Source organism: Allobosea sp. FW305-C-101 (assembly GCF_058783685.1).
The window spans coordinates 203,960-224,817 of record NZ_JBYSYT010000004.1 but is presented as its reverse complement, the minus strand read 5'-3'; the positions used below and the strand labels follow the sequence as shown (position 1 = coordinate 224,817).

Sequence of the window (20,858 nt, the reverse complement as noted above, 5' to 3'; positions counted from 1 at the left end):
AGCCATTCCCTCGGGAATGGCGTCTCGAAGGATGTTTCAGAAGGCTCGGAGACATCTGGAGCATCCTTCGAGACGCCGCTTGCGCGGCTCCTCAGGATGAGGGCTTCGGTGATGGCGGCCGTTAAGCCAGATCGACGTCCGGCACCTTGTTGCGCAGTTCCTCGACGAGGACGCGGGTGTTCTCGGAATAGTCGATCGGGCAATCGACGAGATGGACCCCACCGCCCTTGAAGGCGGCTTCCAGCGTCGGCACCAGCGCCTCGGCCGAGGTCACGCGCGAGCCCTTGGCGCCATAGGCCTCGGCATAGCGCACGAAGTCCGGGTTGCCGAAGGTCATGCCGTAATCCGGGAATTGGTCGACGGCCTGCTTCCAGCGGATCATGCCATAGGCGCCGTCATTGAGGACGAGCACGACGAGGTTGAGGCCGAGCCGGACTGCCGTCTCCATCTCCTGCGAGTTCATCATGAAGCCGCCATCGCCGCAGACGGCCATGACGCGCCGCTCCGGATGGAGCATCGCCGCCATCATCGCCGAGGGGAGCCCTGCGCCCATCGTCGCCAGCGCATTGTCGAGCAAGAGCGTGTTGGCGACATGGGTGCGGTAGTTCCGCGCGAACCAGATCTTATACATGCCGTTGTCGAGGCAGACCATGCCGTCCTCCGGCATCACCGCCCGCACGTCATGGACGAGCCGCTGCGGCGTCACCGGGAAGCGGTCCTCCTCGGCGCGGGCATTGATCTTGGCCAGGATCTTCTGGCGCAATTCAAGCGTCTGCTTCTGCTCGGGCAGCTTGCTTTCTAGCCGGTCGGCGAGCCCCGTCATGGTGACGCCGATATCGCCGATCACCTCGGCATCGGGATGGTAGACCTGCTCGACATTGGCCGACTGGAAGCCGAGATGGATCACCTTCGGCCCGCCGGCATTGCGCATCAGGAAGGGCGGCTTCTCGATCGTATCGTGGCCGACCGCGATGATCAGGTCGGCCGCCGCGACGGCCTCATGGACATAGTCGCCCTCCGAGAGCGCGGCGGTGCCGAGATAGAGGTTGGAGCCGCCGGTGACGGCGCCCTTGCCCATCTGCGTGTTGAAGAAGGGCAGGCCGATGCGGCGCACCGCCGCCGAAAGCGGCTCGACCAGGCGCGGCCGGTTGCCGGCGGCGCCGATCATCACCAGCGGACGCTTGGCGGCGAGGATCATCGCGGCAGCGCGGTCGAGCGAGGCGGCCGGCGCGATCGGCCGGTCGAGCGCGTGGACGGGGATCAGCAGGGTGTCCTCGACCTCCTCGGCCGCTACGTCCTCGGGCAGTTCGAGATGGACCGGGCCCGGGCGCTCCTCCATCGCGACGCGGAAGGCATCGCGCACCACGGAGGGGATGCTGGCGGGGCTGACGATCTGGCGGGTCATCTTGGTCAGCGGGCGCATCGAGGCGACGACGTCGACGATCTGGAAGCGCGCCTGCTTGGCGGTCATGATCGCCTTCTGCCCGGTGAGCAGGATCATCGGCATCGCCCCGAGATGGGCATAGGCCGCGCCGGTCGAGAAGTTCAGCGCGCCGGGGCCCAGCGTCGCGATGCAGACGCCGGGGCGGCCGGTGAGGCGCCCATGCGTGGCGGCCATGAAGGCGGCAGCCTGCTCGTGCCGCGTCAGCACCAGCTCGATCTTCGACTTGCGCAGGGATTCGACGACGTCGAGATTTTCCTCGCCGGGAACGCCGAAGACGCGATCGACGCCCTCGTTCTCCAGTGCCTCGACCAGAAGATCGGAACCCTTCTTCATCGCCCGTGCCTTTCCCGGAGAGAGCCTTGTCGGACGGCAAGGCTAGGCCTTCGACATAGGAAGGCAACCGGGGGCGTGTCAGGGCGAGCGGCGCATGGCAGTCCTGCCCGGCCGCGACTTGAAGCGAATTCGCCGATACCGGCTCAGGCGGCCTGTTTCAGCGCGATCTCGAAGGGTGAGAAGGTCACCGCGCCGCCCTGCACCGTGACCAGCGTGTTGCAGGGCAGGGCCTGCCAGCATTCGCGGGCGGCATCGACCGGCTCGGAGGCGACGACGACGCTGTCCGGGCGCTCGCAGACATAGAGGCTCGGCGGCTTGGCGTCGGAGGACCAGCGGATCGCATGGATGCTGTCGCCATCGGCGAGCGCCGCCGCGCAGCGCAGGGGCTCGCGAATGCCGGCCTGCTGCATCAGCCCGAGCGCGTCCGACAAGGCTGCGGCGAGCGCATCGCCCGGCGCCATGCCCTCCGTCAGGTGGGCCAGCGCAAGCAGGAACAGCGCTTCCGAGTCGGTCGTGCCGGCGCGGGCGCCATAGAGGACATCCGGGATCAGCGCCTCCAGCCGCCGGCGGATCGTGCCGTAGCCGCCGATCTGGCCGTTATGCATGAAGAGATAGCGGCCATGGACGAAGGGGTGGCAGTTCGCCCGCGTCGTCGCGGTGCCGGTCGCGGCGCGGACATGGGCGAAGAACAGATGCGAGCGCACCTGCCGCGCGATCGAGAGCAGGTTCTCGTCGGACCAGGCGGGCCTGACCTCGCGATACTGGCCGGGCTCGGGCCGCTCGCCATACCAGCCGACGCCGAAGCCGTCGCCATTCGTGCCGGTCTTGGCCTCCTCGGCATGCAACGACTGGTGGATCAGCGAATGGCAGGGTGAGGCGACGAAGTCCTCAAGAAAGACGGGAATGCCGGAATAGGCGAGGAAGCGGCACATCGGCGCCTCGAATCGAGCGTGAACAGCGGGTCGGAGAATAATGTTCTCCGAAGATGAACGCGAACATAACGTTTCTTCGCCACGTCGGCGAGCCAATGCGTGCCGCCGCAATTTTCTGCCGCAAAAACAGGCAGCCGTAACCCTTCGCCTTTCGTCCAATGGATAAGGCCGGCACCGTCTTGCGTGGCGCGCATCCCTCCTATACCGATCCAGCGCATAAGTGGTGCATAAACCTGAGACCGGTCGGCATATCCGGTTCATGGCGCGCCTGGACGGGAGCGGAAGCGTGAAGGGTCTCCTCGGCATCAGCCGCGTCATTGACGCGGTCAACGGCCAGATCGGTAAGAAGATCGCTTGGCTGATTCTCGTCGCGGTGATCGTGGCGGCCGTCAACGCCATTATCCGCAAGGTCTTCAACGTCTCGTCGAATGCCTGGCTCGAACTGCAATGGATGCTGTTCGGCGCGGTCTTCCTGATGTGCGCCTCCTGGACGATGCAGGTGAAGGAGCACATCCGCATCGACATCGTGAACAGCATGCTGCCGAAGCGCGTCCGCCAGTGGATCGAGCTCATCGGCCATGTGTTCTTCCTGATGCCGTTCTGCCTGTTGATCGTCTATCATTCCTGGCCGTTCTTCTGGCGTTCCTACGCCATCAACGAGCAGTCGCTTTCGGCCGGCGGCCTGCCGCAATGGCCGGCCAAGGGGCTCGTCATCGTCGGCTTCGTGATGCTGACGGTCCAGGGCATCTCCGAGATCATCAAGACGATCGCGATCATGCGCGGCGATCTTGAGGATCAGGAAGCCGCACTCGGCCATGCCGCGGCGGCCGAGGCCGAAGCCCAGCGGCTGCTCGACCAAGCCAAGGAACAGGGCCTCGCCTCGTGAGCGGCCCGCAAGACGTCCGGAACCGTCCCATGCACGCTCATCGCCTTCCGCGCGTCGCCGGCCTGCTGCTCGCGCTGACCCTCCTCGCCTTCTTCGGCCTCCATACCGGCGACGCCTTCGCGGCGGGCGGCGGTATCGGCGACTTCCTGCGCGTCAACATGGCGCCGGTGATGTTCGCCGCCCTCGTCGTCTTCCTGCTGCTCGGCTATCCCGTCGCCTTCGCGCTGGCCGCCAACGGCCTGCTTTTCGCGCTGATCGGCATCGAGCTCGGCCTGTTCCAGGAGAACTTCCTGCAGGCGCTGCCGGAGCGCATCTACGGCACGATGAATAACGACGTGCTGCTGGCTGTGCCATTCTTCACCTTCATGGGCCTGATCCTCGAACGCTCCGGCATGGCCGAGGATCTGCTCGACACGATCGGCCAGCTCTTCGGGCCGATCCGCGGCGGCCTCGCCTATGCGGTGATCTTCGTCGGTGCGCTGCTCGCCGCCACCACCGGCGTCGTCGCGGCCTCGGTGATCTCGATGGGCCTGATCTCGCTGCCGATCATGCTGCGCTACGGCTATGACCGGCGCCTTGCGTCCGGCGTCATCGCGGCCTCGGGCACGCTCGCCCAGATCATCCCGCCCTCGCTCGTCCTGATCGTGCTCGCCGACCAGCTCGGCCGCTCGGTCGGCGACATGTACGAGGGCGCCTTCATCCCCGGCCTCGTGCTCTCGGCGATGTATGCCGGCTACGTCTTCCTCGTCACCATGGTCTATCCCAACCGTGCGCCCGGCCTGCCGCCGGAGGCGCAGACCCTGCGCGATGCCGACGGCAAGACGCGGCGCTTCTCGCTGCTGGTCGTGACGCTGATCTCGCTGGCGCTGGCCTATGGCTACATGAAGCTCTTCACCACGCTGAAGGCAGGCGCCGATTTCGTCATCCTGACGATGTCGCTGATGGTCGCGATCGCCTTCGTCATCGCGCTGATCAACAAGCTGCTCGGCCTCGGCCTGCTCTCGCGCATGACCGAGCAGGTCGTCTTCGTGATGGTGCCGCCGCTGGCGCTGATCTTCCTGGTGCTCGGCACGATCTTCATCGGCGTCGCCACCCCGACGGAAGGCGGCGCGATGGGCGCCGCAGGCGCGATCCTGCTCGCCCTCAGCAAGAAGCGCATGACCTTCGACCTGCTCCGCCAGGCGACGGAATCGACAGCCAAGCTCTCGGCCTTCGTGCTCTTCATCCTGGTCGGCGCCCGCGTGTTCTCGCTGACCTTCTACGGCGTCAACGGCCATCTCTGGGTCGAGCACCTGCTGGTCGGACTGCCGGGCGGCGCGACGGGCTTCCTGATCGTCGTCAACGTGATGGTCTTCCTGCTCGCCTTCTTCCTCGACTTCTTCGAGCTGGCCTTCATCATCGTGCCGCTGCTCGGCCCCGCCGCGGAGAAGCTCGGCATCGACCTGATCTGGTTCGGCGTCATCCTCGGCGTGAACATGCAGACCTCCTTCATGCACCCGCCCTTCGGCTTTGCCCTGTTCTTCCTGCGCTCGGTCGCGCCGAAGAACGCCTACCGGGACAAGGTCACCGGCCGGATGATGGAGCCGGTCACCACCGGCCAGATCTACTGGGGGGCGGTGCCCTTCGTGGTGATCCAGTGCATCATGGTCGCGCTCGTCGTGATCTTCCCGAGCATGGTGATGCATTACAAGGCCTCCGCGATTCAGCTCGACCAGAAGGCGATCGACAAGCAGTTCGACTCGATCCAGATCCCCGGCCTCGGCGGATCGGGGCTGCCAGGTGGCTTCGACCTCAACGCGCCGCCGGTCATCGGCACGCCGCCGAAGCCGTAAGGGCGCGCCGTGACGGGGGTGGTCGGCAGGCTGATCGGAGTGGCTACAGCCGCTCTGGCATTGACGCCCACTGCCGCCTGGGCGGCAGGCGATATCGGCGGCGCCAGCATGGGCGCCGGCTGGGCTCTGCCTTTCGCCGGCATGCTGCTCTCGATCGCGCTCGGACCCGTGCTGTTCCCGCATCTCTGGGAGCACCATTACGGCAAGTTCGCCGCCTTCTGGGCCGCGCTGACGCTGGTGCCGCTCGTCCTGCTGCGCGGCGTCGATCCGGCGCTCGGCGCGCTGCTGCATACCGCGCTGCTCGACTATATCCCCTTCATCATCCTGCTCTTCGCGCTTTTCACGATCGCGGGCGGCATCCTGATCTCAGGCAACCTGCACGGCACGCCGGCGACCAACACGGTGCTATTGGCGATCGGCACGGTGCTGGCGAGCTTCGTCGGCACGACCGGCGCCTCGATCATCATGATCCGGCCGGTGCTGCGGGCGAATGACGACCGGCGCTTCAACGTCCATGTCGTCGTCTTCTTCATCTTCCTGGTCTCGAATATCGGGGGATCGCTCACCCCGCTCGGCGACCCCCCGCTCTTCCTCGGCTTCCTGCGCGGCGTCGATTTCTTCTGGACCACGACGCACCTGTTGCCCGAGACGGTCTTCGCCGTCATCGTGCTACTCGCCTTGTTCTACGCGCTCGACAGCTGGTTCTTCCGCAAGGAGGAGGGCTTTCCCAGGCTCAAGGACCCGACGCCGGATCGCGCCATCAAGCTCTGGGGCAAGGTCAACATCCTGCTGCTGGCCGGCGTGATCGCCGCGATCCTGATGTCGGCGAACTGGAAGCCGGGTGTCGCCTTCACCGTCCACGGCGTTCCCGTCGAGGGCCAGAACCTGCTGCGCGACGTGATCCTGCTCGTCCTCGCCGGCCTGTCGCTCAAGCTGACGCCCGGCCCGGTCCGCGCCGGCAACGAATTCTCCTGGGGGCCGATCAAGGAAGTCGCCAAGCTCTTCGCCGGCATCTTCATCTGCATCATCCCGGTTCTGGCGATGTTGCAGGCCGGCAAGGCCGGCGCTTTCGCGCCGCTGGTCGGGCTCGTCACCAATGCCGATGGCAGCGCCAACACGGTCGCCTATTTCTGGCTGACCGGCGCGCTCTCCTCCTTCCTCGACAACGCGCCGACCTATCTCGTCTTCTTCGAGCTGGCGGGCGGCGATCCCAAGGCGCTGATGACGACGGGCGCGCTGACGCTGACGGCGATCTCGGCCGGCGCGGTCTTCATGGGTGCCAACAGCTATATCGGCAATGCCCCGAACTTCATGGTCTACGCCATCGCCAAGGACCGGAAGGTGAAGATGCCGAGCTTCTTCGGCTACATGCTCTGGTCGGGCGCCATCCTGATCCCGCTCTTCGTGGTGCAGACCTTCTTGTTCTTCCGCTAGCTGTCATCCCGTGCGCGCTGCGGCGCGTAGTGCCGCTGCGCAGACACGGGACCGTCCTACGGAAGGGGCGCCTTTTCTTGAGTACGATCCCGCATCTGCGCAGCAGCATTCTCATGCTGCAGCGCGTGCGGGATGACACCCTTCAGCGCGGCTCACGGCCGCCCGGTCGGCACGCCTTCCCTGATCTTCGCCGAGAACTGCGGATCGTCCAGCGACAGCGTGCGCGCGTGGTCGCCGATGCGGGCGGCCCGGACCAGCTCCTCCAGCGGGATATCCTGCCGGATGGCGCCGATCTGCTGGAGATAGGCCGGCAGATAGCCCGAGAGTAGCACCCGCGGATCGAGCGGCAGCGCGAATTTCCAGCCCGGCGCGACGCTGGAGACGAGGTGGTAGACCACCGTCGTGCAATTGGTCGTCAGCGTGTTGTACCAGCGCGGCTTGGCGGCGAGGTCGTTGATATCGACCATATACGCAAGCAGCAGATCGCGCGCCTGGGCGGCCGAGGCGCTAAGGCGGAACAGCCTTGCATCCTCGCGCCGCGCATGGGTGCGCAGGCCCACGATGTCGCGCTCGTCAGCGGCGACATAAGCCATCTCGTAGCTGCGGAAGAAGCCGGCCAGCGCTGACCAATCCTCGCCCTTCTCGCGCCGAACCTCGATCGAGAAGGTCAGCGGCACCGAATCCGAGAAGGTGAAGCTGACCAGCAGATGCGCGATCGCCTCGCCCGACCAATAGGTCAGGAAGACATCGGCGCCGGTGACGGCCGCGAGATTGTAGCGCCGCGTCTCCCAGCGCTGGTCGAAATCCTCTTCCGTGCGCCAGCGGAAATCCCGGAGATTGGACACGGTGATCGCATCGCCCTGGCGCGCGATGCTCGGCAGCTTCGCCAGCTCCGGAATCCAGTTCCGGTCGTGCGAGGGCTGGAAGCTGCTCCACCATCCCACCAGGCCGACGAAGACCATGGCGAAGCCCAGCGACAGGCGCGCGTCGCTCGTCCAGATGCCGACGAGCCCGGCCAGAGCCGCGATGCCGAAGCCGATCGCGGCGATGACCGCGGTCGCGCCCGAGAGGCGGAACAGCAGGAAGCCAGCGCCCCAGAGCGCGGCACCGATAATGACGAGGGTGAGGAGAAGTTTCAGCACAACGAAAAAGAGGCGGCCCATGGCCGCCTCTCGTAGCATAGCCAGTAGCGTTTGGCCTCAGGCAGCGAGCGAGCTCGTCGGCGCGGCCGCCTTCACGGCGTCGTCGACATGGTCCTCGAACTTGGCGAAGTTCTTGGCGAACATCTCGACGAGGTTCTTGGCCGTCTCGGCGAAGGCGGCCTTATCGGCCCAGGTCTTCACGGGATAGAGGATATGCGGCTCGACGCCCGGCACCGAAGTCGGCACCGCGAACCCGAAATAGGGATCCCGGCGGAAATCGGCGCGGTTGAGCGAGCCGTCGAGCGCCGAGGTGAGCAGGCGGCGGGTGACGCGGATCGGCATGCGCCGGCCGGTGCCGTACTTGCCGCCGGTCCAGCCGGTGTTCACCAGCCAGCAATCGACATGGTGCTTGGCGATGAAATCACGCAGCAGGTTGGCGTATTCCGACGGGTGACGCGGCAGGAAGGGCGAGCCGAAGCAGGTCGAGAATTCCGGCTCGACGCCGGTGAGGCCGCGCTCCGTGCCGGCGACCTTGGCGGTGTAGCCGGAGAGGAAGTGATACATCGCCTCGGCCGGGGTCAGCTTGGCGATCGGCGGCATCACGCCGAAGGCGTCTGCGGTCAGCATCACGATGTTCTTCGGGATGCCGGCGCGACCGGTACGCGAGGCGTTGGGGATGAAGTCGAGCGGATAGGCCGAGCGGGTGTTCTCGGTCTTCGACTGGTCGTCGAAATCGACCTCGCGGGTGATCGGGTCCATGACGATGTTCTCGAGCACGGTGCCGAAGCGCAGCGAAGCCGCATGGATCATCGGCTCGGCCTCGGCCGAGAGGCGGATCGTCTTGGCGTAGCAGCCACCCTCGAAATTGAAGATGCCGTCCTTCGACCAGCCATGCTCGTCATCGCCGATCAGCGTGCGCTCGGGATCGGCCGAGAGCGTGGTCTTGCCGGTGCCGGAGAGGCCGAAGAAGATCGCGGAATCGTCCTTCGCGCCGACATTGGCCGAGCAGTGCATCGGCACCACGCCCTTGGTCGGCAGCACGTAGTTCAGATAGGTGAAGACCGACTTCTTCATCTCGCCGGCATAGGCCGAGCCGCCGATCAGCACGATCTTGCGGGTGAAGTCGATGGCGACGACGGTCTCGCTGCGGCAGCCATGACGCTTCGGATCGGCCTTGAAGCTCGGCAGATCGACGATCGTCATCTCCGGCACATAGGCGTTGATCTCGTCGCGCGGCGGGCGGATCAGCAGGTTGCGGATGAACAGCGAGTGCCAGGCCATCTCGGTGAAGACGCGGGCCTTGACGCGATGCACGGGGTCGGCACCGCCATAGAGATCCTGCGCGAACAGCTCCTTGCCCTCGGCATGGGCCAGGAAGTCGGCCAGAAGCGTTTCGAAATGCTCAGGCGACATCGCCTGGTTGTTCTCCCACCAGACGGTGTTCTCGGTCAGCGCGTCGCGCACCGTGAACTTGTCCTTGGGCGAACGGCCGGTATGAGTGCCGGTATCGGCGCAGAGCGCGCCGCCACGGGCGAGCTGGGATTCACCCCGGTCCAGCGACTCCTCATAGAGCTGCGGCGCTTCCAGGTTCCAGTGCACGGCCTTCAGCTTGCGGAAGCCGAAGCCCTCGGCGCCTTGGGCGGCATTGAACTGACCGATATTGTCCACTGAATTCCTCCGGAGGCCGGCCAGCTGTCGGCGGCCCGTTGTCTTCACGAATGCGCACGGGCCGGTGGCAGGGCTCGGGCGTCGAAGGCGAGGCCTAAAGGCTGCAGGGTCCGATTGCCCCTAGCAGCCTCTGGAGGCCACGAAGGTCTTTAAGGCGATGCGGCCCTTCGCTCAAGTCATTGAAAAGGCCCGATGACCTTAGGTAGACCTCTAAATCGATTGAATTTTCGGCTGTGGTAAATGGCCGCGCGGGCCTGTCGCAGCCCCTCCCACCGGGATGTTTCGATGTCACGCGGCCTTGGCGCGTGCCTTCGTCGCAAGCTCCGCCAGGGCGCGCCTGAGCCCGCCGGGGCCGTCCACCGAAGCCGGGAAGGGCAGGCGCAGCGCCGCGCTGCCGAGCGCCATGTCGAGCCCGTCCGGATCGAGCCCGATGGCACGCCAGTCCCCGGGCTTCGCCCCGAGCAGCTGCGTGGCATAGAGGCCGATCGCGTCGGCATGGTCCTCGTTCATATGGGCGACGGCGCCGGCTTCCACCTCGGCGAGGGCGGCGGCATGGGCGGGATCGCTCAACAGGTCGGCCGGCGTCGGCGCGAAGGCGCGGGCGAAGCCGCCATTGAGGCTGGCGCCCTCGATATCGAGGGCGAAGAATGAGAAATCCGGGAAATCGGCATAGAGCGCCGATTTCGGCTGGCGCGCGAGATAGCGCCGGCGGATGCGAGCGCCGTCATCGCTCTCGCGCTCGACCTTGCGGGCGCGGACCTTCAGCGTGATCCGGGCATGGGCGAGCGGGTCGCCTTTGCCGCCGGGCGAGATCAGCAGCGAAGCGCGCGGGTCACCGGCGATGTTGGCGGTGTGCGCGGCCAGCCCCGAGATCAGGATGATGGGGGTGCCGTCGATGTCGGTGGCGAGCCCGACGAGGCTTGCCGAGGGGTGGCCATCCGGACCGAGCGTGGCGAGCGCGGCGGAGCGTGCCTCTCGCAGCAGGGCCTTGGCCTCCGCGCGGACCGCCTCGTCCATCGGCTGGATCACGTCTTTGGCAGCTTTGCTCATGGAACCTCACTGCGATTTCCGGCTTGTGATACGGGGTCATAGGCAAATCGCCACGCCCCGGCTAGATTGCCGCCATGCTTTGGCCCCTCTCGCGCGGGAGGGGAACCCTGTATTGCAACGAGAACAAGAGACGAAAGCCTTATGCCAACGATTGCGCTGGTCGACGACGACCGCAACATCCTGACATCGGTTTCGATCGCCCTCGAGGCCGAGGGCTATCGCATCATGACCTATACGGATGGCGCCTCGGCCCTTGACGGGCTGAAGCAGAACCCGCCCGACCTCGCGATCTTCGACATCAAGATGCCGCGCATGGACGGCATGGAGCTGCTGCGGCGGCTTCGCCAGAAATCCGATCTGCCCGTGATCTTCCTGACCTCGAAGGACGAGGAGATCGACGAGCTCTTCGGCCTGAAGATGGGCGCCGACGATTTCATCCGGAAGCCGTTCTCGCAGCGCCTGCTGGTCGAGCGCGTCAAGGCGATCCTGCGCCGGGCCGGCGCCAAGGACGCGACCGCCGCCCCTCGCACCGAGGACGCCAAGGCTCTGGAGCGCGGCCTGCTGCGCATGGATCCCGAGCGTCATACCTGCACCTGGAAGGGTGAGCCGGTGACGCTCACCGTCACCGAATTCCTGATCCTGCAGTCGCTGGCGCAGCGCCCGGGCGTGGTGAAGAGCCGAAACGCCCTGATGGACGCGGCCTATGACGACGAGGTCTATGTCGACGACCGCACCATCGACAGCCACATCAAGCGTCTGCGCAAGAAGTTCAATCAGGTCGATGCCGATTTCGACATGATCGAGACGCTCTACGGCGTGGGCTATCGCTTCAAGGAAACCTGAGGCAAGGAAGCCGGCGCGCGGCGGATTCGCTGCCACCTTCATCCCGAGCGGGAAGCAAGCCGCAGCCATGGCAACCGTCGACAATGAGGCTAGAACGCCCGCGCCGCCTGCCGGCTGGCGCGCCGTTCTGCGTCGCCGTATCGGGATCGGCTGGCGGCGCATGGCGCGCGCGATCTCGCTGCGCGCCGCTTCCAGCCTGACCCGGCGCATCCTCGTCCTCAACCTTGGCGGGCTCGTCGCGCTGCTGATCGGCTTTCTCTATCTCAACCAGTTCCGCGAGGGACTGATCGAGGCGCGCGTCCAGAGCCTTCTGACCCAGGGCGAGATCATCGCCGGTGCGATCGCCTCCTCGGCCACGGTCGAGATCGACACGATCACCATCGATCCCGACAAGCTGCTGCAGCTTCAGGCCGGCGAGAGCGCCGGCATCGCCGAGGACCCGCTCGATTTCTCGATCAATCCCGAGAAGGTCGCGCCGCTGCTGCGCCGTCTGGTGACGCCGACCAAGACCCGCGCGCGGGTCTACGACAAGGACGGCATGCTCACCATCGACTCGCGCAGCCTCTATTCGCGCGGCGACGTATTGCGCCTCGACCTGCCGCGCGTCGGCGAGCCCGACGAGCCGCCGCTGCTCGAGCGCACCTGGAACATGCTGCGCAACCGCCTGGGCAAGGCCGACGTCCCGACCTATGACGATTTCGAAAACGCCAACGGCAAGTCCTATCCGGAGGTCGCCCGCGCCCTGAACGGCGCGCCGGCGAGCGTGGTGCGCGTCAATACGCGCGGCCAGACCATCGTCTCGGTCGCCGTGCCCGTGCAGCGCTTCCGCACCGTGAAGGGCGCGCTGCTGCTCTCCACGCAAGGTGGCGACATCGATGCGGTGATCGCCTCCGAGCGCTTCGCGATCTTCCAGGTCTTCGCGGTCGCGGCCGGTGTGATGATCGTGCTCTCGATCCTGCTCGCCGGTACCATCGCCGAGCCGATCCGCAAGCTCTCGGAAGCAGCCCAGCGCGTGCGGCGCGGCGTGAAATCGCGCGAGCAGATCCCGGATTTCAGCAGCCGCCATGACGAGATCGGCCATTTGTCCGGCACGCTGCGCGACATGACCAAGGCGCTCTACAGCCGCATCGAGGCGATCGAGAGCTTCGCGGCCGATGTCGCCCACGAGCTCAAGAACCCATTGACCTCGCTGCGCAGCGCCGTCGAGACCTTGCCGCGCGCCAAGACCGACGATGCCCGCGGCCGGTTGATGGCGGTGATCCAGCACGATGTCCGCCGGCTCGACCGGTTGATCTCGGATATTTCCGACGCATCGCGGCTCGATGCCGAGCTTGCCCGCAACGATTCCGCGCCGGTCGACGTGGCGCAGGTGCTTGGCGCCGTCGTGACGATCCAGAACGAGACGCGGCGCGAGGGCCAGCCGAAGATCGAACTGAGCAGCGACCGGCGCAGCCAGCGCCTCGGCGATGACGCCTTCCTCGTGCTCGGCCACGATTCCCGCATCGGCCAGGTCCTGGTCAACCTGATCGACAACGCCCGCTCCTTCTCGCCGGCCGACAAGCCGGTGAAGGTCATGCTCTCGCGCGTCGCCAACGACGTGCTCGTCACGGTCGAGGATGAGGGCCCGGGTATCGAACCCCACGCTTTGGAGCGCATCTTCGAGCGCTTCTACACCGACCGGCCCAACGAGGGCTTCGGCCAGAATTCGGGCCTCGGCCTGTCGATCTCCCGCCAGATCGTCGAGGCGCATCGCGGCTCGATCCGGGCCGAGAACCGCTTGGGGCCGATCGGCCCGGACGGCGAGCCGCAGCGCCTCGGCGCCCGCTTCATCGTCTGCCTGCCGGCGGCCTATGCCCATGCGGCCTGACGCCGGGGCGGCTGCGAGGCCCGCGCACCAGCGAACCCGCATCCACGCGACCGTCATCGCTGTCGGTGAGGCCGGCATCCTGATCCGCGGCGCCTCCGGCAGCGGCAAGTCGACGCTCGCGCTCGCGCTGATCACGCTCGCCGCGCAGGCGGGCCGTTTCGCCCGGCTCGTCGCCGATGACCGGGTGGAGTTGGCGGCGACGGGCGGGCGGCTGGTGGCACGTCCGGTCGCTCCCCTGGAGGGGATCATCGAGCGTCGCGGGCTCGGCCTCACGCCCGAGCCGTATACGGGAGCGGTCGTGATCCGGCTCATCGTCGATCTCTCGGCCGATGAGCCGGCGCGCATGCCCGAGCCTGAGGATCTCGTCGACAGCCTCGCCGGCATCGATCTCCCGCGCCTGCGCATGACGGGCCGCGCGGGCGACGAGAGGCTTGCGTTGAACGCCTTGGACTTATTCACAGAGGCCGAGCGCTAACCACGATTTTGACAAGTTTGGCGGCTGACGGCTTGCGCATATCTCGCTCCTGCCGCATAAACCGCGACCTTGTCCGGGCGCTGACGGCGCTCTCCGGTGCTGGATTGAATGATCGGACTGGTCCTCGTGACGCATGGGCATCTGGCGACGGAGTTCCGCGCTGCGCTCGAACACGTCGTCGGCCCCCAAAAGAACCTCGCCACCATCGCCATCGCCCCCGATGACGACATGGAGAGCCGTCGGCGCGACATCATCGCGGCCGTCGAGCAGGTCGAGACCGACGGCGGCGTCATCATCCTCACCGACATGTTCGGCGGTACGCCCTCGAACCTGGCGATCTCGGTGATGGAGCCCGGCCGCATCGATGTCGTCGCCGGCGTCAACCTGCCGATGCTGATCAAGCTCGCCAGCGTGCGCGAGGAGAAGACCCTCGACGAAGCCGTGACCAGCGCGCAGGATGCGGGACGGAAATACATCACGGTCGCCAGCCGCGTGCTGGCCGGCAAGTAACCGCGCCGCGAGAGGGGCAGGATGGACGAAGACTGCGACTGCCCCGACGTCGAAATCCCCACCGGGGCCCTCTACGGCGAATTCCAGATCGTCAACAAGAAGGGCTTGCACGCCCGCGCCACCGCGAAATTCGTGCAATGCGCCGCTCGCTACGAGGCCGACATCACCGTGAGCCGCTGTGGCGAGACGGTTGGCGCCACCTCGATCATGGGTGTGTTGACGCTCGGCGCCGGCATCGGTTCGACCATCACCATCGTCGCCAAGGGGGCGGAGGCGAAGCCGGCGCTGGATGCCCTCGCGGCCCTGATCGCCGACAAGTTCGGCGAGGGGGAGTAGGCAGCCATGCCGGCGATCCTCGGCTGGGTTGAGGTTGCTGCCGGTCTTGTTTCGCTTTTGCTAGTCGGTTGGTTCTTCATCGAGCTTCTGCGCGGCCGGATATCATTGCGGCGCTTGCGTGGAAGCGGCTGGCTTTGACGCCTTCGATCCGGAGTCTATCAATCATATAAAGACATCTTTATATCTTTGATTGCCATTCGCTCTGCGCGCTGCTAGAGAGCGCGCCATCATTCAGGCTGAGCGATTGGAGCCACCCGTGTCGGATTACATCGTCAAGGACATCTCGCTTGCGGATTACGGCCGCAAGGAAATCAACATGGCCCAGGACGAGATGCCGGGCCTGATGGCGGTGCGCGCCGAGCATAAGGGCAAGAACCCGCTCAAGGGTGCCCGCATTGCCGGCTGCCTCCACATGACCATCCAGACCGCCGTGCTGATCGAGACCCTGAAGGATCTCGGCGCCGACGTGCGCTGGTCGTCCTGCAACATCTTCTCGACCCAGGACCATGCCGCTGCCGCGATCGCCGCGACCGGCACCCCCGTCTTCGCCATCAAGGGCGAGACGCTGGAGGAGTACTGGGAGTACGTGCTGAAGACCGCGACCTGGGGTGACGGCGGCACGCCGAACATGATCCTCGACGATGGCGGCGACCTGACCATGCTGATCATCCTCGGCGCCGAAGCCGAAGCCGGCAAGGCCGAATTCTTGGACAAGCCGGGCAATGAGGAAGAGACGATCTTCTTCGCGCTGATCAAGCGTCAGCTCAAGGCCAATCCGGGCTGGTTCACCAAGACCCGCGCCGCCATCAAGGGCGTCTCCGAGGAGACCACCACCGGCGTGCACCGCCTCTACGAACTGGCCAAGGCCAGCCGCCTGCCCTTCCCGGCGATCAACGTCAACGACAGCGTCACCAAGTCGAAGTTCGACAACCTCTATGGTTGCCGCGAGTCGCTGGTCGATGCCATCCGCCGCGGCACCGACGTCATGATGTCGGGCAAGGTCGCGGTCGTCGCCGGCTATGGCGACGTCGGCAAGGGCTCGGCCGCCTCGCTGCGCCAGGCCGGCTGCCGCGTGCTCGTCACCGAGATCGACCCGATCTGCGCCCTGCAGGCGGCGATGGAAGGTTATGAGGTCGTGACCATGGAAGACGCTGCCCCGCGCGGCGACATCTTCTGCACGGCGACCGGCAATCTCGACGTCATCACCGTCGACCACATGCGCGCGATGAAGCACCGCGCCATCGTCTGCAATATCGGCCATTTCGACTCGGAGATTCAGGTCGCCGGCCTGAAGAACTTCAAGTGGGACAACGTCAAGCCGCAGGTCGACGAGATCGAGTTCCCCGACGGCAAGCGCATCATCCTGCTCTCGGAAGGCCGCCTGGTGAACCTTGGCAACGCCACGGGCCATCCGTCCTTCGTGATGTCCTGCTCGTTCTCGAACCAGACGCTCGCCCAGATCGAGCTCTGGAACCACCACGCCAACTACCAGAATAACGTCTACACCCTGCCGAAGCATCTCGACGAGAAGGTCGCGGCGCTCCACCTCGCCAAGGTCGGTGCCAAGCTCACCAAGCTCAACGACGCTCAGGCCAAGTACATCGGCGTGCCGCAGGCCGGCCCGTTCAAGCCGGATCACTACCGCTACTGACAAGGCGCTCAGACGCTGCAATTGCAAGGCCCGGCATCCGCCGGGCCTTTTTTCATGGCTGTGCCTTCCGGGAATCACCTCTGTAGCCACTACAAATTGTGCCAACTGTTCTTGCCGCCTCTAGAACTTGATGTTCTTCGGTCGACTATGCGCCCGTCCGGAAAAACGGACGATTTACCGGTCATTAAGCACTTCCTGACGGACTCCACCGATGATTAGAGTGGGACTGATTCGGCCGCCGCGATGCGCGGGCCGGAACGCAGCTCTGATGTGATTGGCGTGGTGGCGAGCGTGGATCGGCCCCTCCGGAGATGGCAGCCCTGCCAGCTCCCTCGGTCGATTCCGACGAGCCCGATGGACAAGGCGGCTCCTGCCGCCGGAGAGACGACGGAAGCGGAATGGCACGGGCGAGGCGACAGGGGCGAGATGGCGGCTGGCGTCCGCGCGCGTTGCTGCCCGGGCTGGTGGCCGCTTCGGCGGCCACTCCGACCATCGCCCGCAGCGAATGGTTGGCTCCTGTATCCTTCGATGCCGTGAGCTCGGGTGGACTGTCGCTGATCCTGGCGGGTTTGACCGTCTTCGCCACGACGACATCGCTGATCTATGTCCGCGAGCGGACACGCTGGCAGAAGCGCGAAGCCAAGCTGGCGGCCGATCTCGAAGCGGCACGCAGCCATCAGGAGCGGCTGTCGATCCTGCTCGCGGCCGACCCGCAGGTCGTGGTGAGCTGGAAGGGCCGCAATGCCGAGCCCATCTTCGAGGGCGATAGCGGTTTCCTCGGCGCACCCGGCACGGCGCTCGCATTGGCTTATGGCAGCTGGGCGCCGCCGGCCGATGCCAAGCGCCTCGAACTGGCGACGGATGCGCTCAAGGAGCGTGGCGAGGCGTTCAATATCACGCTGCGCAGCAAGTCCGGTCCCTTCATCGATGTCGAGGGACGTCCCGTTGCCGGGCGCGCGGTGATCCGCTTCCGCGAGGTCACGGGCGAGCGGGCGCAGGTCATGACTTTGCGCGGCGAGCTCGAACGCGTCACGGCCGGCCATGCGGCGCTTTCCAGCCTGTTGGCCGGGTTGCCGCATCCGGCCTGGATGCGCAATGCCGATGGCCGCCTGACCTGGGTCAACGCTGCCTATGCCCGCGCCGTCGAGGCCGCTGACGCGACGACCGTCGTGAAGAGCGGGCTCGAATTGCTCGATCGCACCGAGCGCGACGCCGCCGGGCGGGCGCGGCGCGAAGGCGCGACCTTCGCCTTGCGGGCACCGGCCGTCGTCTCCGGACAGCGGCGCACGCTCGACATCATGGAATTGCCGACCGCCACCGGCTATGCCGGCTTCGCCATCGACATGAGCGAGCTGGAGGCGATCCGCGCCGATCTGCAGCGCCAGATGGACGCCCATGTCCGCACGCTCGACCGGCTCAAGACGGCGGTCGCCGTCTTCGACGGCGCGCAGCGGCTCGTCTATCGCAATTCCGGCTTCGACACGCTCTGGTCTCTGGAAGCAGGCTTCCTCGACGGCCAGCCGACCGATGGCGAAATCCTCGACAAGCTGCGCGCCGAACGGCGCCTGCCTGAGCTTGGCGACTATCGCAGCTGGAAGGCGGCGGCGCAGGCGGCCTATACCGCGACGCGGGCCAGCGAGGACTGGTGGTACCTGCCGGACGGGCGCACCATCCATGTCGTCGCAAGTCCCAATCCGCAGGGCGGCGTCACCTATCTCTACGACGACGTCACCGAACGCTTCACGCTGGAATCGCGCTTCAACGCGCTCTCCCGCACACAGCGGGAGACCCTGGACTCGCTGCGTGAGGGCGTGGCCGTGTTCGGTTCGGACGGGCGGCTCAAGCTGTCCAACCCCGCCTTCGCCCAGTCCTGGCGCATCCAGGGCGGCGATCTCGCGGCGAGCGCGCCGCATATCGACGAGGTCATCCGGCTCTGCAAGCCGCTCTTCCCGCAGGACGAGGTCTGGAGCGAGTTGCACAGCGTCGTCACCGGCGTGCGCGATGCCCGCGAGGATTACAGCAGCCGCATGGAACGGCGCGACGGCACGGTGCTCGACATGGCCGCTGCCCCGCTGCCGGATGGCGCGACGCTGATCTCCTTCGCCGATGTCACGGCCAGCGTGAATGTGGAGCGGGCGCTGACCGAGAAGAACGACGCGCTGGAAACGATCTCGCGGCTGCGCGAGGATTTCGTCCACCACGTCTCCTACGAATTGCGTTCGCCGCTCACCAACATCATCGGCTTCGCGCAATTGCTCGGCACCGAGACGGTCGGCGCGCTCAACGAGAAGCAGCGCGACTACACCTCCCATATCGTCCGTTCGTCGGGCGCGCTGCTCGCCATCATCAACGACATTCTCGACCTCGCCACGATCGATAACGGCGCCCTGACGCTGGAGATCCAGGATGTCGATGTCGCCGACACCATCGCCCAGGCCGCGGCTGGATTGAACGATCGGCTGACGGACACGAAGCTTGATCTCAAGGTTGAGATCGACCCGCGCACCGGCCCGCTGCGTGCCGACGGCAAGCGCCTGCGGCAGGTGCTGTTCAACCTGCTCTCCAACGCCATCGGCTTCTCCACCGCCGGCCAGACCGTCACGGTGAGCGCCACACGCACCGGCGGGGATATCCGGATCACTGTCGCCGATCAGGGCCGGGGTATCCCGGCCGAGGTCGTGGAAAAGGTGTTCGAGCGCTTCGAGAGCCATTCGCTCGGCTCCAGCCATCGCGGCGTCGGCCTGGGCCTCTCCATCGTCCGCTCCATCGTCGAACTGCATGGCGGCCATGTCGAACTCGATTCCGCGCCCGGCCGCGGCACGCGGGTGACGGCCGTTTTCCCGGCACAGGGCGTGCCGCTCTCGGATGCCGCTGAATGACGGAAGAAGCCCGCAAGGCCGGCACGCACCGGCTTCTGCTGGCGGACGAGGCGGCGACGCTGCGCCTCGCCGCCGATATCGCCGCGATCCTCAAGCCCGGCGACATCGTCGCGCTCTCCGGCCATCTCGGCTCCGGCAAGTCGCTGCTGGCCCGCGCCATCCTGCGCGAGCTCGCCCGCGATCCGGCGCTGGAGGCGCCGAGCCCGACCTTCACGCTGGTCCAGAGCTACGACACCGCGCATGGCACGGTCCTGCATGCCGATCTCTACCGCGTGCGCTCGCCGGACGAACTCGACGATATCGGGCTGGTCGAGGATATCGATCGCCTGATCCTGCTGGTCGAGTGGCCGGACCGGGCCGGCTCGCGCCTGCCGGCTGCCCGGCGTCTCGACATTGTGCTCGACGTCGATCCCGACAATCCCGAGACCGGCCGCATCGCCGATCTCTCGGGCGGCGTGCTCTGGAAGCAGCGCGTGGCCATTGCGGTCGCGTCGCGCCGATTGGTCGACGCTGCCGGCTGGGGCGAGGCCCGCCGCGACTTCATGCTCGGCGACGCCTCGACGCGCGCCTATGAGCGCCTGACCCGGCCGACCGGCGAAACCGCGGTGCTGATGATCTCGCCGCCGCGCCCGGACGGCCCGCCGATCCGCCTCGGCAAGCCCTATAGCGCGCTCGCCCATCTCGCCGAGAATGTCGAGGCCTTCGTCGCGATGGACCGAGGCCTGCGCTCGCTCGGCTACTCGGCGCCGGAGATCCTCGCCGAGGACCTGACGACCGGTCTGCTCGTCATCGAGAATCTCGGCAACGAGGGCGTGATCGACGCCGAGCGCCGGCCGATCGCCGAGCGCTACGAGGCGGCGGCCCGGCTGCTCGCCGATCTCCACCGCCACACCTTGCCGGCGATCCTGCCGGTGGCCGAGGGGCGCGATCACGCCATCCCGGAATACGACCGCCAGGCCATGGCGATCGAAGCCGAGTTGATCCTGGAATGGTATGCGCCGCATATCGCCGGGGTGACGCTGCCCGCCGTGACGCAGGCCGAGTTCGCGCGGATCTGGGGCAAGCTCTTCGACGAGATCCTCGCTCAGCCGGCAACCTGGACGATGCGCGACTATCATTCGCCGAACCTGATCTGGCTGGAAGGCCGCGAAGGCCATGCCAAGCTCGGCCTGATCGATTTCCAGGACGCGGTGCTCGGCCACCCCGCCTATGATCTCGCCTCGCTCGGGCAGGATGCGCGCGTCGATGTCCCGGCTTCGCTGGAACTCAGGCTGCTCGCCGCCTATGGCGCGGCGCGCCGGGCCGATACGCCGGATTTCGACCTCGCCGATTTCGCCCGCGCCTATGCGATCCTCGGCGCCCAGCGCAACACCAAGATCGCCGGCATCTTCGCGAGGCTCGACAAGCGCGACGGCAAGCCGGACTACCTGAAGCATCTGCCGCGCATCGAGGGCTATCTGCGCCGCAATCTCGATCACCCCGCCCTCGAAGAGCTGAAGGCCTGGTACCAGGCGCATATGCCGAAGCTGTTCGAGACCGAAGCGGCAGATTAAGCTCAGGCAGATCGACACGGAGA

17 protein-coding genes are annotated in these 20,858 nt (G+C 66.5%); 12 read left to right on the top strand and 5 right to left on the bottom strand.

What is annotated here, in order from left to right; genetic code table 11:
* Nucleotides 1–121: 121 nt before the first annotated feature.
* Nucleotides 122–1,777: an acetolactate synthase large subunit gene (locus AC3WMA_RS18570; protein WP_492286828.1), complete on the bottom strand. Its 1,656-nt coding sequence runs from the start codon at nucleotides 1,775–1,777 to the stop codon at nucleotides 122–124.
* A gap of 143 nt (nucleotides 1,778–1,920) precedes the next feature.
* Nucleotides 1,921–2,709: a class II glutamine amidotransferase gene (locus AC3WMA_RS18565; protein ID WP_492286827.1), complete on the bottom strand. Its 789-nt coding sequence runs from the start codon at nucleotides 2,707–2,709 to the stop codon at nucleotides 1,921–1,923.
* A 286-nt stretch (nucleotides 2,710–2,995) separates the two neighbouring features.
* Between AC3WMA_RS18565 and AC3WMA_RS18560 the strand changes: the two genes are divergently transcribed.
* The 3 genes from AC3WMA_RS18560 to AC3WMA_RS18550 all read left to right on the top strand — a co-directional run bounded on the left by AC3WMA_RS18560 (nucleotide 2,996) and on the right by AC3WMA_RS18550 (nucleotide 6,861).
* Nucleotides 2,996–3,595 (top strand): TRAP transporter small permease subunit, encoded by a 600-nt coding sequence (locus tag AC3WMA_RS18560; protein ID WP_492286826.1) that lies wholly within the window; start codon nucleotides 2,996–2,998, stop codon nucleotides 3,593–3,595.
* Between the two features lie 158 nt (nucleotides 3,596–3,753).
* A complete protein-coding gene (locus AC3WMA_RS18555; protein WP_492287101.1) occupies nucleotides 3,754–5,427 on the top strand; it encodes a TRAP transporter large permease in 1,674 nt (557 codons plus the stop codon).
* A gap of 30 nt (nucleotides 5,428–5,457) precedes the next feature.
* Nucleotides 5,458–6,861: a sodium:proton antiporter gene (locus tag AC3WMA_RS18550; protein ID WP_492287100.1), complete on the top strand. Its 1,404-nt coding sequence runs from the start codon at nucleotides 5,458–5,460 to the stop codon at nucleotides 6,859–6,861.
* A 152-nt stretch (nucleotides 6,862–7,013) separates the two neighbouring features.
* On the opposite strand, the gene AC3WMA_RS18545 is transcribed toward AC3WMA_RS18550, so the two are convergent.
* The 3 genes from AC3WMA_RS18545 to AC3WMA_RS18535 all read right to left on the bottom strand — a co-directional run bounded on the left by AC3WMA_RS18545 (nucleotide 7,014) and on the right by AC3WMA_RS18535 (nucleotide 10,721).
* On the bottom strand, nucleotides 7,014–8,024 hold the full coding sequence (locus AC3WMA_RS18545) for an Lnb N-terminal periplasmic domain-containing protein (RefSeq protein ID WP_492286825.1): 1,011 nt from the start codon (nucleotides 8,022–8,024) through the stop codon (nucleotides 7,014–7,016).
* Between the two features lie 36 nt (nucleotides 8,025–8,060).
* Complete coding sequence (locus AC3WMA_RS18540; protein WP_492286824.1) at nucleotides 8,061–9,671, bottom strand: phosphoenolpyruvate carboxykinase; 1,611 nt, start codon at nucleotides 9,669–9,671, stop codon at nucleotides 8,061–8,063.
* Nucleotides 9,672–9,959: 288 nt separating this feature from the next.
* Nucleotides 9,960–10,721, bottom strand: a complete 762-nt coding sequence (locus tag AC3WMA_RS18535) for a HugZ family pyridoxamine 5'-phosphate oxidase (RefSeq protein ID WP_492286823.1) — start codon at nucleotides 10,719–10,721, stop codon at nucleotides 9,960–9,962.
* 141 nt (nucleotides 10,722–10,862) lie between these two features.
* On the opposite strand from AC3WMA_RS18535, the gene AC3WMA_RS18530 reads away from it, so the two are divergent.
* From AC3WMA_RS18530 to tsaE, 9 genes are all read left to right on the top strand, one after another.
* A complete protein-coding gene (locus AC3WMA_RS18530; RefSeq protein ID WP_492286822.1) occupies nucleotides 10,863–11,564 on the top strand; it encodes a response regulator in 702 nt (233 codons plus the stop codon).
* A 67-nt stretch (nucleotides 11,565–11,631) separates the two neighbouring features.
* On the top strand, nucleotides 11,632–13,431 hold the full coding sequence (locus tag AC3WMA_RS18525) for a stimulus-sensing domain-containing protein (protein WP_492286821.1): 1,800 nt from the start codon (nucleotides 11,632–11,634) through the stop codon (nucleotides 13,429–13,431).
* Nucleotides 13,421–13,906, top strand: coding sequence for an HPr kinase/phosphorylase (locus AC3WMA_RS18520; RefSeq protein ID WP_492286820.1), 486 nt, complete (start codon nucleotides 13,421–13,423; stop codon nucleotides 13,904–13,906). Before AC3WMA_RS18525 ends, AC3WMA_RS18520 begins: the two co-directional genes overlap by 11 nt.
* Before the next feature lie 108 nt (nucleotides 13,907–14,014).
* Nucleotides 14,015–14,416 (top strand): PTS sugar transporter subunit IIA, encoded by a 402-nt coding sequence (locus AC3WMA_RS18515; protein ID WP_492286819.1) that lies wholly within the window; start codon nucleotides 14,015–14,017, stop codon nucleotides 14,414–14,416.
* A 21-nt stretch (nucleotides 14,417–14,437) separates the two neighbouring features.
* Nucleotides 14,438–14,752: an HPr family phosphocarrier protein gene (locus AC3WMA_RS18510; protein ID WP_492286818.1), complete on the top strand. Its 315-nt coding sequence runs from the start codon at nucleotides 14,438–14,440 to the stop codon at nucleotides 14,750–14,752.
* Between the two features lie 6 nt (nucleotides 14,753–14,758).
* A complete protein-coding gene (locus AC3WMA_RS18505) occupies nucleotides 14,759–14,890 on the top strand; it encodes a hypothetical protein (protein WP_492286817.1) in 132 nt (43 codons plus the stop codon).
* Nucleotides 14,891–14,996: 106 nt separating this feature from the next.
* Nucleotides 14,997–16,403, top strand: a complete 1,407-nt coding sequence (gene ahcY, locus AC3WMA_RS18500; protein WP_492286816.1) for an adenosylhomocysteinase — start codon at nucleotides 14,997–14,999, stop codon at nucleotides 16,401–16,403.
* A 398-nt stretch (nucleotides 16,404–16,801) separates the two neighbouring features.
* On the top strand, nucleotides 16,802–19,282 hold the full coding sequence (locus tag AC3WMA_RS18495) for a sensor histidine kinase (RefSeq protein ID WP_492286815.1): 2,481 nt from the start codon (nucleotides 16,802–16,804) through the stop codon (nucleotides 19,280–19,282).
* Nucleotides 19,279–20,835 carry a tRNA (adenosine(37)-N6)-threonylcarbamoyltransferase complex ATPase subunit type 1 TsaE gene (gene tsaE / locus AC3WMA_RS18490; protein ID WP_492286814.1) on the top strand — a complete coding sequence of 519 codons (1,557 nt, stop codon included), beginning with the start codon at nucleotides 19,279–19,281 and terminating at the stop codon, nucleotides 20,833–20,835. Before AC3WMA_RS18495 ends, tsaE begins: the two co-directional genes overlap by 4 nt.
* The last annotated feature ends 23 nt before the right edge of the window (nucleotides 20,836–20,858 follow it).